At 34.5% G+C, this 15302-nt stretch carries 8 protein-coding genes; all 8 read left to right on the forward strand.

Features of this window, described 5'->3' with window-relative positions:
- Positions 1-2782 (forward strand): gliding motility-associated C-terminal domain-containing protein (locus RG22_RS18005; RefSeq protein WP_204244183.1); only part of this gene is annotated, 2782 nt, incomplete at its 5' end.
- Between the two features lie 28 nt (positions 2783-2810).
- The gene (locus RG22_RS09925) at positions 2811-3767 is read left to right on the forward strand and encodes a PorP/SprF family type IX secretion system membrane protein (protein ID WP_034042879.1); all 957 of its coding nucleotides are present in this window, start codon (positions 2811-2813) and stop codon (positions 3765-3767) included.
- A gap of 20 nt (positions 3768-3787) precedes the next feature.
- A complete protein-coding gene (locus RG22_RS09930; RefSeq protein ID WP_034042882.1) occupies positions 3788-5674 on the forward strand; it encodes an OmpA family protein in 1887 nt (628 codons plus the stop codon).
- Between the two features lie 264 nt (positions 5675-5938).
- The gene (locus RG22_RS09935) at positions 5939-9127 is read left to right on the forward strand and encodes a T9SS type A sorting domain-containing protein (RefSeq protein WP_034042884.1); all 3189 of its coding nucleotides are present in this window, start codon (positions 5939-5941) and stop codon (positions 9125-9127) included.
- Between the two features lie 227 nt (positions 9128-9354).
- Complete coding sequence (gene ruvB, locus RG22_RS09940; protein WP_034042887.1) at positions 9355-10377, forward strand: Holliday junction branch migration DNA helicase RuvB; 1023 nt, start codon at positions 9355-9357, stop codon at positions 10375-10377.
- Between the two features lie 153 nt (positions 10378-10530).
- Positions 10531-11874 carry a cytochrome-c peroxidase gene (locus RG22_RS09945; protein ID WP_034042889.1) on the forward strand — a complete coding sequence of 448 codons (1344 nt, stop codon included), beginning with the start codon at positions 10531-10533 and terminating at the stop codon, positions 11872-11874.
- Positions 11875-11920: 46 nt separating this feature from the next.
- Positions 11921-12841, forward strand: a complete 921-nt coding sequence (gene queG / locus RG22_RS09950) for a tRNA epoxyqueuosine(34) reductase QueG (protein WP_034042890.1) — start codon at positions 11921-11923, stop codon at positions 12839-12841.
- Positions 12842-12961: 120 nt separating this feature from the next.
- Positions 12962-15259: an NADP-dependent malic enzyme gene (locus tag RG22_RS09955; protein ID WP_034042891.1), complete on the forward strand. Its 2298-nt coding sequence runs from the start codon at positions 12962-12964 to the stop codon at positions 15257-15259.
- Positions 15260-15302: the final 43 nt, after the last annotated feature.

Below are 15302 nucleotides of genomic sequence, written 5' to 3' on the forward strand. Positions count from 1 at the left end.
TGGTACACCAATGGCCGCTACATTTTGCGAAAATAATTTAGTTGCAAATTCGCCTTTAGATTTATTAGGACAATTGACCGGAGAAGATGCAGGAGGAACATGGACAGATGATAATACATCAGGAGCTTTATCAGGAAGCGATGTTGATTTAACACTACTAACTATTGGTTCTTACAATTTCACTTATAGTATTACTGATGCAAACGGATGCTCAAATAGTAGCACCGTTACTGTTATAGTTGAAGATGCACCAGAATCAGGTACCGCTAACACACCAGCAGAATATTGCGAAGGTTCAGCACCAGCAAACTTTGATTTATTTACTTTATTAGAAGGAGAAGATCAGACTGGAACATGGAATGATGATGATGCTTCTGGAGCATTAACAGGTAATACAGTTGATTTATCAGGGTTAACACCAGCAACTTATAACTTTACATTTGATGTAGATGCTATAGGGAGTTGTGATGATGTTTTGGTTACAGTAAGCATAACAATAAATCCATTACCTATAACTGGTACACCTACGTCAGCCCCGTTTTGTGAAAATGATTTAGTAGCAAATTCGCCTTTAGACTTATTTGGACAATTGACCGGAGAAGATTCAGGTGGAACTTGGATAGATGATGATAGCACAGGAGCTTTATCAGGAAGCGATGTTGATTTAACATTATTAACTATTGGTTCTTATAACTATACATATAGTATCACTGATGCAAATGGATGCTCAAATAGTAGTACGGTTGCAGTTATTGTAGAAGATGCTCCAGAATCTGGGACACCTAACACACCAGTTGAATTTTGCTTAGCAGATGTAACCACGGCTCAAACTTATAATTTATTTGATTTATTAACAGGTGAAGACCAAACAGGAACTTGGAATGACGATGATGCAACAGGAGCAGTATCAGGAAACATAGTGACTTTAGATGGTCTTACAGATGGAACATACAATTTTACTTTTGATGTAGATGCTATTGGAACTTGTGATGACGTGGACGTAACAGTTAGTGTTATTATTAACGATACGCCTGCTCCAACAGCTTCATCTCCACAAGAATTTTGCGATACAGCTACTGTGGCAGATTTAGTTGCTACCGGAACTACTATACAATGGTATGATGTTGCAACAGGAGGAACTCCTTTAGCAGGAACAACAGCTTTGGTAGACGCGCAAATTTATTATGCAACTCAAACAGATGCTATAACTACCTGTGAATCTTCAGTGAGAACAGCAGTAACTGCTACAATTTATATATCACCAAATGCAGGAGAGCTTAATGGAACACCTATTATTGCTTGTAATGACAATAATAATATTGATTTATTTACAGGATTAGATGGTTCACAAGATTCGGGAGGAACATGGCAAGATAATGACGGAACAGGTGCTTTAGCAGGTAACATTTTTGATGGAGCAGCAGTTTTAGCAGGAACATATCAGTTTACATATTTAGTAACTGCGTCAGCACCTTGTATTGATGATAGTGAAACCATAACAGTAACCATTGAAGAACCATTAAATGCTGGGACAGATAATGTTCTAGATGTTTGTAGCAATAATGGGACAACAGATTTATTCACACTAATAGGAAGCGCTGATACAGGCGGAACTTGGTCACCAGCTTTAACAAGTGGTACAGGAGTTTTTGATCCGTTGGTAGACCCAGATGGAACATATACTTATACATTAACAAACGCCTGTGGAACATTTACTAGTGACGTTGATGTTACAGTTACTTTAGCTCCATATGCAGGTTCAGATAATACCGTTCCATTATGTATCATAGATGCTTCAACAGATTTATTTGTTTCATTAGGAGCAGGTGCTCAAAGTGGTGGAACTTGGTCACCAGCATTAACTAGTGGTACAGGGTTTTTTGATCCAGCTGTAGATACGGCAGGGATTTACACGTATACTGTTACTGCAGTGTCACCGTGTTCACCAGATTCAACTGCAGATATAACAGTTACTGTTGATGATACACCAACACCAACAGTTACAAATGACAGTCCTGAATTTTGCTTAGTTGATACTCCTATCGTTTCAGATTTAGACAGTACAATTAGCTCAACAGGAACAATTAACTGGTATGAAGATGCAGCTTTAACATTACCATTAACAGGTATAGAAGCTTTAGTAGATGGAGAAGATTATTATGCAACACAAACCAACAGTTCAGGTTGTGAATCTTCAACTTCAGCTCAAATTGATGTAACGGTGAACGATACTCCTACACCAACATTATTAGATGCTTCAGAAGAATATTGTATTAACGATGATCCAACAATTAATGATTTATCATTAAATATCACAGAGTATAATGCATCATCAAATAATGTAATATGGTACGATGCTTCAACTGGTGGTTCAACTATTTCAAGTAGTACTCCTTTAACAAATACAACTTATTATGCTATTTTAATAGACCCGGTAACAGGTTGTGAAAGTAGTGTGCGTTTAGAATTGACGCCAAATGTAACAGCCTGTGGCAAATTACAAATCCCTGATGGTTTTTCACCTAATAGAGATGGTATTAATGACACGTTTGATGTTGACAACCTAGCCATATTATATCCTAATTTCGAAATGGAAATATATAATAGAAACGGCAACATTGTTTACAAAGGAAACGCAAATACACCTCGATTTGATGGAACTTCCAACCAATCAAGAGTTATATCAAGCGGAGATTTACCAGTAGGTGTGTATTTCTATATTTTCAGATTTAACGATGGTGAAAACAAACCAGAACAAGGACGCTTATACTTAAGCAGATAATTTATATATAAAGCAAAATTTAGAAACGATGAAAAATTTAAATATATGTCATAAAATAGCTGCTTTGTTAAGTTTGACGTTCTTGTCATTACAAAGTACAGCACAACAAGACCCTCAATTTACACAATATATGTATAACATGAGTGTGATTAATCCAGCTTACGCTACTGCGGAAGAAGGCATATTAAACTTAGGAGGATTATATAGAACGCAATGGGTAGGTATAGTAGGCGCCCCAAAAACAGGAAGCTTTTTTGCCCACACACCAATAAATGATAAAATTGAGATGGGAATCTCTTTTACCAACGATAATATTGGAGATGTTGTTAACGAAAACAATATCTATGCAGATTTTGCCTATGTATTACCAGTAGGCTTAGAAAGTAAAATATCATTCGGTGTAAAAGCTGGTATAACACTTTTTGATACCAATTTTGATGGCTTTATGCTTCAATCTGGTGGAACAAATACCGATCAAGCTTTCGATGAAAATATTAGTAAAGCATTTCCTAATTTAGGAATTGGTGCTTTCTTTTTCACAGATAACTATTACTTAGGTTTATCAGCTCCAAATATGCTTTCAACAAAACATTTGGAAAACGAAAACGGGATAAAAGCAACAGGCGTTGAAAATGTTCATTATTTCTTTACAGGAGGTTTAGTTTTTGATATTAATCAAAAACTAAAACTAAAACCTGCATTTATGGCAAAAGCAGTTTCAGGAGCACCATTAGCGGTAGATATAACTGCAAATGTTTTAATTAACGAAAAATTAGAAGCTGGTTTAGGTTACCGATTGGGAGATGCTGTTAGTGCATTAGTTAATTTTAGAGTACGACCAGATTTAAGAATTGGTTATGCTTACGATTATACAACGAATAACTTAGGCAGTTTCAATTCGGGATCACATGAGATATTCATTTTATTTGATGTCGATTTATTCGGATTAAAAAGAGGTTACGACCGTTCACCAAGATTCTTTTAGAAATTTAATAATAGGAAAATATGAAAAAACATATATATATACTTGCAGGCCTTTTATTAGTTAACGGAATGGCATTTGCACAAAACAAGAACTTAAAACGTGTTAATAAGCTTTTCGAAATGCGTTCTTACACACAAGCTGCAGAAGTTTATGAAACAAAAGTACGCAACCAAGAGGTGCTTCAAAATTTAGCAGATAGCTATTATTACAACAGCAGTCTTCAAAAAGCAATTAAAACTTACAGAGAGTTGTTTGTAGAGTATGGTGATTCTATTGATATTGAATATCACTTTCGTTTTGCACAAGCTTTAAAAGGTGTAAAAAATTATAAGGAAGCCGATAAACATTTAAGTAGATATTTCAATAAACCAGTAAATACAATTGGGTTTATTGAAGCTAATGAAAAAACAACACCACATACTTTTGAATTAAAGCAAATAGAGAATAAAAATTCTAGTGGTGATTTTGGTTTATCGTTTTATGGTGATAATAAAGTAGCCTTTGCATCAGCAAGAAATACAGAAAACCCATCCTACTCGTGGAATGAATTGCCGTATTTAGATTTGTATAGCGCAACATTAACTAATGATAATGTGCTTGAAAATGTGGAGCCATTCTCTGATGCGATTAATACAGATTCACATGAAAGTAACGCTGTATTTACTAAAGATGGTAAAACCATGTATTTTAATAGAACCAATGCAACACGTAAAAAAACAGATAAAGAACATATTGCTCATATTAAAATATATAAAGCAGAATTAGTTAATGGTGTTTGGACAAATATTACTGCATTACCATTTACTTCAAATAGTTATAGTACGGAACATCCAGCATTAAGCAAAGATGAAAAAACACTTTATTTTGCTAGTGATATGCCAGGGACTATTGGTGGTTTTGATATTTATAAAGTGACTATAAATGATGATGGTACTTATGGTAATCCAGAAAATTTAGGGGAAACTATTAATACAAAACACCGAGAGCAATTTCCATTTATAAGTGAATACAATGTTTTATATTTCTCATCAATAGGTCATCAAGGTTATGGTGGTTTAGATGTATTTAGAAGTAATATGGTAAATGAAGGCTTTGATAAACCTGTAAACTTAGGAGGCTCAATAAATAGTAATTTAGACGACTTTGCCTATGTTGTTAGAGAAAAAAACAATATGGGTTATGTGTCTTCAAACAGAACGGGTTACGATAGATTATTTGGTTTTACAAGAGAAGAAAATCCTTTAACAAAATATCAGGTTGAAGGTATTGTACAAGATTTAAACAGTAAAGAATTATTAATTGGATCCTTAGTAACACTGTTTGACGAATCAGACACCGTAATTCAAGATACTATTGTTGGTGATAATGCGTATTATATTTTCAAAATAGAACCAAATAAAAAGTATAAAGTTCGCGGAACACGTAAAGCGTATATCCCTCAAGATGTTGAATTTTCAACGGATAGTAAAGGAAAAGTGCAACACGATATCTATTTAAGTTTAGAGTCTTTTGCAGATGCAGAAGAACGTGTTAAAGAAAACGAAAAAGGCGATGTACAAGTGCAGTTAGATAAAATTTATTTTGATTTTGATAAATCAGATATTCGTGAAGATGCAGCGGTAACTTTACAAGTATTGGTAGATTTAATGAAGAAATATCCATCTATGGAAGTAGAAGTTTCTGCACATACTGATGCTCGCGGACCAGATCAATATAATTTAGACCTATCTAAACGTAGAGCAGCATCTACTTTAGAATACTTAGTGTCTAAAGGCATAAACAGAAACCGATTAAAAAGCATAGGTTATGGCGAAATGCAACCTTTAAACAAGTGTGATAAAGAAGGTATTTGTGAAGATGAAGAATATGATATTAACAGACGCTGTGAATTTACAATTTTGAATTGATCATCTTTTATAATCAACCAAAATTTTTTGAGAAAGCCTTTCCATTTTAGAAAGGCTTTTTTTTAAATATCAGCAAGAAGCCTTCAATAAAAAAAAGACAATATTTAAGGTTTTTAATTAAACGAGGTTTATTGTTAGAATAGGTTTCTTAAATTAAATCATCGTTAATAAGATGTAAAAACAGGATTAAATGCCTTGTTTGTTTAAAACTTGTATTAAATTAGCCTCTTAAAATATTTTTAACCAAAACTAAAAACTAACTTTATGAAACAGAAATACGCTTTTAATTGTTTAAAGACAATATTAGTGTTGTTGATTACGATTTCCTCAACAAATAACTTAAATTCACAAACCGTTTTAACTGAAGGTGATATAGCATTTACACGAATTAATATGGATGACGAATCATTTTCGTTTGTTTTTTTAGTGCCTATAGCGAATACAACCCAGTTTATAATTACTGATGAAACTTGGAATTCAAGTAATGCTCTAGGTAATTCTGAATCTAAAATACGATTTACTGCAACATCATCTTTTTTAGCAGGTGAAGAAATATCTATCAGTTCAGCTACATTAAGTTTTGCTTCAACTGGTTCTGGAACAGCAACACTTACCAGTATTGGGGCAATTGATCCAGCTCTAGGAAATATGTTAGGATCGGCAGGGGATAACCTTTTTATTTATCAACCAGAAGGAACACCTAGCGTAAATGACTTTGTTGCTGGAATCAATGCAAATAGTGGAGTAAGTGGAACACCAGGTAATGCTTGGCAAATTGTTTCTACATCTTCAACTTCAAGTTCTGGTTTGCCAAGTGGTTTAACAAATGGAACAAATGCTCTTGGTATATATCCATTTGGTGGTGCTCAAAGTGAAGTTGATAATGCACGATATAAATCAACAGCTTTGCGTTCTGGTGATAAAGCAACGGTTTTAGCTGCAATTATGAACTTAAGTAATTGGGAGTATCATAACAGTGTGGTACAAGCACCAGTTGGAACATCTTTTACGATTACAGGTGGAAATGCAGCACCAACAGCATCAAATTTTACTGCTACTCCATCTCAAAATTCAGTTCATACGTTTGCAACGGCTGATTTTTCTTATTCAGATGGTGATAGTGATCCTATTGCCCACCTACGTATAACTGCTATACCAGGAAATGGAACACTTTACGTAGATGCGAATGCAAATGATGCATATGACTCAGGTGAACAACTTGCGAATGGAAGCGCAGTTTCTAAAGCAAATTTAGATGCAGGAAATCTACAATATTATAACACAGATGGCACAAGTTCTTCTTTTACATTTGATGTAAATGATGGAACAGAATATAGTGCATCAACATATACAACTACATTAACTGTAACAGCTACGGGAGCTACCGAACCAACATCTGCTGCATCATCAATAACATTTAGTTCTATCACAGAAACAGGAATGACAGTCGGTTGGACAAATGGTAATGGTGCAAGACGAATCGTTGTAGCAAAATCAGGTTCTGCAGTAAGTGCAGATCCAGTAGATGGAACAACAGGTTATTCTGCAAATGCAACTTTTGGTTCAGGAACAGATCTAGGAAGCAATAATTATATTATATATGATGGTACAGGAACGTCTGTAGCGGTAACTGGTTTAAGTACTGCAACGACTTATCATTATAAAGTAATCGAAGTAAATGGTTCTGGAGCAACAGCAAATTACTATTTAACTGGTGCGCCAACTTCTAATCAAGCATCACAAAATGCACCTGTAACAATAACATCAATAGTGAGACAAACCCCAACAGATGCTACAACAGATGCAGATCAAGTAGTGTTTAGGGTTACATTTGACAAGGGGGTAGAAAATGTGGATATCACTGATTTTGCTTTAAGTGGGACGTCTGCGGCTGATGGTACTGTTAGTACGGTTACGCCAGTAAGTGTTTCTATTTATGATGTGACAGTAACAGGTCTAACGAATTCAAATGGTACAATAAATTTAGATATAAAAGGTAATGATGGTGTTTCTGGTTCAAATAATATTGCAGAGCTAGCTGGGGCAGCTTTAAGTCAAACAACTACTGGTAATACTATTGCTCAACCAGAAATTGGGCAGTCGTTTACAGCTGCTGCAACTGGTGATTTCACAGATGTTACTTTTTATATGAATATTGCTGCAACTTATAGTGGTGCAGGAACCTTAGAGCTTCGTTCAGGAGAAGGATTAACTGGAACTGTTTTAGCAACAGAAACAGTGAATTTCGTAGATCAAGGAACAGCATATCAGCAAAAATTTACGTTTTCTACTCCTGCTACAGTAACTTTAGGAAATGTATACACGATTAGAATTTCAGGAGCATTTGGAAACTCACTTACGTTTGATGCTAAAACGGGTGATCCATTCGCTGGCGGAATGATATACATACCATCGCCACTTGCTTCTGCAGATTTAACTTTCGAAGCAACAATCTCAACAGGAGTTGGAGCACTATTATCTACGGTAGCGCCAACAACAGATGAAACATATACAATATCAAATAATGTTGCTCCTACTGTTACAAGTGTTACAGTTCCTGCAAATGCAACATACCTAGTAGATCAAAATTTAGATTTCATTATTAACTTTGATGAAAATGTAACTGTTAATACTGGTGGTGGTACTCCTCAAATGAGTCTTACTATTGGCGCTACTACGCGTCAAGCTACTTATCAAAGTGGCACAGGAACAAGTGGTTTGTTATTTAGATATACGATTCAAAATGGAGACTTAGATACCGATGGTGTAGTTGTGGGTACGTTAGCTGCCAATGGTGGAACTATACAAGATGCTGATAATGCAGATGCTACCTTAACCCTAAATAGTATTGGAGCTACTACTGCTGTTTTAGTGGATGCAACTGCAACTACTGCAACATTAACTACAGTTGATGCAAGTTCTGTAGATTCTGTTTCTGCAGCATTAGGAGGAGATGTGACTACTGATGGCGGAGATACTGTTACAGAAAGAGGAATTGTATACGCTATAACCAGCACAAATAATAATCCAACTATTGGTGATACAGGAGTAACCAAAAACGATAATGGTTCTGGTATTGGAACATTTAGTGAGTCTATTACAGGATTAACAGCTAATACACAATATTCTTATGTGGCATATGCTATAAATAGCCAAGGTACAAGTTACGGAACGGTAAAAACATTTATAACATCAGCATTGGGTGTAGAGACTGACTTTTTACAAAAATCGATTAGTGTTTATCCAAACCCGGTAGCTGATGCGTTATATATAGATGTTAATAATGCTATTGAAGTTGAAAACGTTAAACTATATGATGTTTCAGGGAAACTATTAAAAACACCAATGTTAATAAATAAAAAGATTGATTTTTCTGATATTAATAATGGTTTGTATTTTATAAAAATCAATACAAAACAAGGAGCTTTAACAAAACTCATTGTTAAAAAATAATAAAACTTTAAGTTTGTTAGCCTCAAAAAAAAGTTATTAAAAGCCTTTCTAATTTGGAAAGGCTTTTTGTTTATATTTGCTTATACTGATTTTCGTGATCTTTTTACAGGCACGAATCCATCTTTACTATAAATTAAAACTGAAACAAAATGTCACCCTGAGCATTACTGAAATGAAAATAATTTTCATTGAAAGTATAAAGCGAAGCTTTAAAGAAAGTCTCTAATATGAACGAAAACCTTGATCCAACAGATGAGCACTTTTCTCCAGAAGAATTAGATGTAGAAAGAAAGTTAAGACCGCTATCATTTGATGATTTTACGGGTCAAGATCAAGTATTGGAGAACCTTCAAATTTTTGTTCAAGCTGCAAATTTACGTACCGAAGCTTTAGACCATACCTTATTTCATGGACCTCCAGGGTTAGGAAAAACCACATTGGCACATATTTTAGCAAATGAGTTGAGTGTAGGCATAAAAGTAACATCAGGTCCCGTTTTAGATAAACCAGGAGATTTGGCAGGATTACTTACAAATCTAGAAGAACGCGATGTGTTGTTTATTGACGAAATTCATCGATTAAGCCCTATAGTTGAAGAGTATTTGTATTCAGCAATGGAAGATTATAAAATCGATATTATGATTGAATCTGGTCCAAACGCAAGAACAGTTCAGATTAACTTAAACCCGTTTACATTAATTGGTGCCACAACACGTTCGGGTTTATTAACTTCTCCAATGCGCGCACGTTTTGGTATTCAAAGCAGATTACAATATTATAAAACAGATTTGCTAACTACCATTGTACAGCGAAGCGCTACTATTTTAGATGTGCCAATAACCATGGAAGCAGCTATTGAAATTGCTGGTAGAAGTCGTGGAACACCTAGAATAGCAAATGCATTGTTGCGTCGTGTTAGAGATTTTGCACAAATTAAGGGTACCGGAAGTATAGATATTAAAATTGCTAAATATGCTTTAGAGGCTTTAAATGTTGATGCTCATGGCTTAGATGAAATGGATAATAAAATTTTAACCACTATCATTGAAAAGTTTAAGGGCGGTCCTGTAGGAATTTCTACTATTGCAACAGCAGTTAGTGAAAGTTCAGAAACTATTGAGGAAGTCTATGAACCTTTTTTAATACAACAAGGCTTTATTATGCGTACACCACGCGGACGTGAAGTAACCGAACAAGCTTATAAACATTTAGGAAAAGTTAAAGGGTCAATTCAAGGTGGGTTATTTTAAAAATAAACTTCTTAATCTCTACCAAAACAGATAAACGACTAAATAAAACCTTTCAACAGATTAACTAATATTTCGTTTAATTTAACAAAAAACTTGTAAGGTTTTTAAAGATGTTATTATGTTTGCGTTCAAAAATATAATAACCCAATTATAATGAAAAACCTACGAGTATTTAATATGCTTGCAATTTGTATAGCAGTCTTGTTTTCTTCTTGTGCTACAGATAATGATGATTATGTAGACATTACACTTCAAAACGACTTAGAAAAAAAAATTATAGAATTATATGGTTCAAAAGAAGCTTTAATTCTTCCGTCTTCAAATAATTACTTAGCTATTCCAAGCGATGTTAATAATCCTATTACTGATGCTAAAGTGGCGTTAGGTAAAATGTTATATCATGAAACAGGACTAGCTTTAAACCCTAAGCACTCAGAAGGTAAGAATACATATTCTTGTGCTAGTTGTCATCATGTAGCAGCAGGTTTTCAAAGTGGAATACTTCAAGGTATTGGTGAAGGTGGCATAGGCTTTGGTTCATTTGGAGAAGGAAGGCTAAAATCATCTGCTTATATTGAAGGAGATCTTGATGTGCAGCCGATAAGAAGTCCAAGTGTGTTAAATGTTGCTTACCAAGATGTTATGCTTTGGAACGGACAATTTGGAGCAACAGGAACTAACGTTGGGACAGAAGCTAATTGGACAGTAGGCACTCCAAAAGAAGTAAATTCTTTGGGGTTTGAAGGTGTTGAAACTCAAGCCATAGCAGGAATAGATGTACACAGATTAGTTATTGATCATGATTATATTGTAAATTCTGCTTACAAAGCGTTATTTGATAATGCGTTTCCAAATGTTAACGAATCAGAACGTTATTCTAAAATAAATGCTGGACTTGCAATAGCAGCATACGAAAGAATTTTGCTTCCAAATGAAGCTCCATTTCAACAATGGTTAAAAGGAGAAGAATTAGCAATGAGTGATGATGAATTACGTGGTGCTTCATTATTTTTTGATAAAGGGAAATGTTATACATGTCATTCAGGACCTGGTTTAAATGGTATGGATTTTCATGCTCTAGGGATGAATGATTTAGCAGGAGCTAATATTTTAACAGTAGTTGATGAAGCTACCAAAAAAGGACGTGGTGGATTTACAGGAAACAGTGAAGACGATTACAAATTTAAAACACCCCAACTATATAATTTAAAAGATGTTAGCTTTTATGGTCACGGTGGTAGTTTTGAAAGTGTAAAAGATATTATACGCTATAAGAATGAAGCTACTCATGAAAATGCAGAAGTACCTTCAGAAAAACTCTCTCCAATGTTTACTCCTCTTAATTTAACAGAAAATGAAGTTGATTTTATAACTATGTTTATTGAGAAATCTTTATACGATGAAAATTTAAAACGATATGTGCCAGAAAAGTTACCTTCTGGTAATTGTTTCCCAGTTGCAGACCCTCAGTCGCAAAAAGATTTAGGATTCAATTAAATTAGTTTAAAAACAAAATTGTAGTTTAGATGTTTTAATAGAAAAGGTGAACAAACTAAATTACTCAAATATCATAAAAACCGAAGCTAAACGCCTCGGTTTTTTGTCTTGTGGTATTAGTAAGGCTGATTTTTTAGAAGAAGAAGCACCACGTTTAGAAAAATGGTTGAACAAAAATATGCATGGGCAAATGCAGTATATGGAAAACCATTTTGATAAACGATTAGATCCAACAAAGCTGGTTGAAGACTCAAAAAGTGTAGTGTCTTTGTTGTTAAATTATTACCCTTCCGAAATTCAGAATGAAGATTCTTATAAACTTTCTAAATATGCATACGGAACCGATTATCACTTCGTAATAAAAGACAAGTTAAAATCACTTTTACATTTCATTCAAGATGAAATAGGTGAGGTGCATGGTAGAGCTTTTGTTGATTCAGCTCCAGTTCTTGACAAAGCTTGGGCAGCAAAATCAGGGTTAGGTTGGATTGGTAAACACAGTAATTTGCTAACCCAACAAGTAGGGTCTTTTTATTTTATAGCAGAACTCATTATCGACTTAGATTTAGAATATGATTCTGTAACTACCGATCATTGTGGTACGTGTACAGCATGTATTGAAGCTTGTCCTACAGAAGCCATTACCGAACCTTATGTTGTAGACGGAAGTAAATGTATTTCCTATTTTACTATAGAATTAAAAGAAAATATTCCAACAGAGTTTAAAGGCAAAATGGACGATTGGATTTTTGGTTGCGATGTTTGTCAAGATGTATGTCCTTGGAATCGATTTTCAAAATCACATAGCGAACCTTTGTTTAAACCGCATCCAGAATTGTTATCCATGACAAAAAAAGATTGGGAGGAGGTTACTCAAGAAACATTTAGTAAAGTGTTTCAAAAATCTGCAGTAAAACGCACTAAGTTTTCAGGATTAAAAAGAAACATCAATTTTTTAAAAGAGTAGTTGTTTAGCAAATAGGATTATTATATTTGTCGGTTGAAGATAAATTCTTTAAGGATTACTTAAAGAATTATTTTTTAAAATGTCATTCTCACTAAAAAGAGAATTTAACTAATAATTCATATGAGCGAAGAAAGTAAACGAAGAGAGGCCCTTATATATCATGCAAAACCAACTCCTGGAAAAATAAAAGTTGTTCCAACCAAAAAATATGCAAGCCAAAGAGATTTGTCTTTAGCCTATTCACCAGGTGTAGCAGAGCCTTGTTTAGAAATTGAAAAGGATAAAAATAACGCTTATAAATATACAGCTAAAGGTAATTTAGTGGCTGTAATTTCAAACGGGACTGCCGTTTTAGGTCTAGGTAATATTGGTCCGGAAGCCTCTAAACCAGTAATGGAAGGAAAAGGCTTATTATTTAAAATTTTTGCAGATATCGATGTATTTGATATTGAGGTAGATACTGAAAATGTTGATGAATTTATTCAAACTGTAAAAATGATTGCACCCACTTTTGGAGGCATTAATTTGGAAGATATAAAAGCACCCGAAGCTTTTGAAATAGAACGTCGTTTAAAGGAAGAGTTAGATATTCCTGTAATGCATGATGATCAACACGGAACGGCAATTATTTCGGCTGCAGCGTTAATTAACGCTTTAGAAATTGCTAAAAAGAAAATTGAAGATGTAAAAATTGTAATTAGTGGAGCAGGAGCTGCTGCCATTTCATGTTCAAGATTATACCAAGCTTGTGGAGCAAAGCGTGAAAACATGGTGATGCTTGATAGTAAAGGGGTTATTAGAGACGATAGAGAAAATTTATCTACAGAAAAAGCCGAATTTGCAACCCATAGAAAAATTGATACGCTTGATGAGGCCATGAAAGATGCCGATGTTTTTATTGGTCTATCTATGCCAGATATTGTAAATCCTGATATGCTTTTAAGTATGGCAGATAACCCAATTGTTTTCGCCATGGCTAATCCAGATCCAGAAATAAAATACAATATCGCGGTAGCAACTCGTAAGGATATTATTATGGCAACAGGGAGAAGTGATCACCCTAATCAAGTCAATAATGTTCTAGGTTTCCCATTTATTTTTAGAGGGGCCTTAGATGTACGTGCAACAAAAATTAACGAAGCTATGAAAATGGCAGCTGTTAAAGCTTTAGCACGTTTAGCTAAAGAACCCGTGCCAGAACAGGTAAACATTGCTTATGGCGAAACACGCTTAACCTTTGGTAAAGAATATATTATTCCAAAACCTTTCGACCCGCGTTTAATTGCCGAAGTGCCTCCTGCAGTTGCAAAAGCAGCTATGGAAAGTGGCGTAGCAAAAGAGCCTATTACAGATTGGGAAAAATATAAAGACATCCTTAGAGAACGTTTAGGTTCGGACAACAAATTAGTGAGGTTATTGCTTAATAGAGCAAAATTAAATCCTAAACGTGTAGTTTTTGCTGAGGCAGATCAGTTAGCAGTTCTTAAGGCAGCACAAATTGCTTATGAAGATGGTATTGCTTTTCCTATTCTATTAGGACGAAAAGAGACCATTCAAAATCTAATGAAAGAAATAGAGTTTGATGCCGATGTGCCAATCATTGATCCTAAAACAGAAGAGGAAAACCCACGTAAAGATAAATATGCAAAAGTATATTGGGAACAACGCAAACGTAGAGGTATAACTTATTATTCAGCACAAAAATTAATGCGAGAGCGTAATTATTTTGCTGCAATGATGGTTAGCGAAGGTGATGCCGATGCGCTAATTTCAGGCTATTCTAGAAATTACCCAACCGTGGTAAAACCTATGTTGGAGCTTATTGGTATGGCTAAAGGAGCTACAAGAATTGCTACTACAAATGTGATGATGACTAAAAGAGGGCCGCTTTTTTTAAGTGATACTTCTATTAATATTGACCCGAGCGCTAAAGATTTAACAAAGATAGCACAAATGACATCTCAAGTTATTAAAATGTTTGGTATGCAACCAGTTATGGCAATGACATCGTATTCTAATTTTGGGTCGTCACAACATATTAATGCATCAAAAGTACGAGAGGCTGTGTCCTATTTACATCGTCATTTTCCAGATATGATTGTAGATGGCGAGTTGCAAACCGACTTTGCTTTGAATGATGAAATGCTTCGTGAAAAATTTCCTTTTTCTAAACTAGTAGGTAGAAAAGTAAATGCACTAATATTTCCGAATTTAGATTCAGCAAATATTACCTATAAATTATTAAAAGAGTTAAATGATGCACAATCTATTGGGCCAATAATGATGGGTATGCGTAAACCTGTGCATATACTTCAATTAGGAGCTAATGTTGACGAAATTGTTAACATGACAGCTATTGCAGTAATTGATGCGCAGCATAAAGAAAAATGGGAATTGGAAAAGGCGAATGTTAAGTAGCCTAAAGCTATTAGATTCAAGCGGTAAATACTTTTAAATGCAA

The organism is Wocania ichthyoenteri Th78, assembly GCF_000789235.1.
Classification (GTDB): Bacteria; Bacteroidota; Bacteroidia; order Flavobacteriales; family Flavobacteriaceae; genus Wocania_A; species Wocania_A ichthyoenteri.